Consider the following 480-nt stretch of genomic DNA (forward strand, 5'->3'; position numbering starts at 1 on the left):
TTCTTAGCCTCCATACTGCCTTTCACAACAATACGTGTTTCGCTATCAACAACTGTTTCTGATAACAAATTAGTTGCAACTACCTTACCATCAATCAAGACATCCTGATAAACCAGAACTTTCTTACCAGTTTTGCCTTCTTGAAGGACATAAGATTGATCGGTAGAGAGACTTGCATCATAGCGAATTACCTCTACGATAGGAAGAATTTTTTCCTCTGTACGTTCCTTGGTAGTAAAGTCTAGACTTGGTTTTTCTTCAGCAGTAGGCGCTGTATCTGGAACTGCCGTAGTGATGTAAGGCAAACGAATCACCGTTGCAGTCAATGGCGCAAGTACAACTGCATCATCTGTCAATGTCACACCTACCAAATCAGTCAGCGCTGCTATTCCAGCCCGCTTACCATCAACCAGCACTTGACCCTTAAGCAATTCTTTGTAAATATCAGAAAGAACAAAACTACGTTCCTTACTGTCAGCA

The 480-nt window shown here is 41.7% G+C and carries 1 protein-coding gene; it reads right to left on the minus strand.

The genetic code is table 11. The features are described from left to right. A partial coding sequence (locus KDL01_RS41840) for a G5 domain-containing protein (protein ID WP_212534260.1) occupies positions 1-480 on the minus strand: 480 nt, incomplete at both ends.

The organism is Actinospica durhamensis, assembly GCF_018139695.1.
GTDB lineage: Bacteria > Actinomycetota > Actinomycetes > Streptomycetales > Catenulisporaceae > Actinospica > Actinospica durhamensis.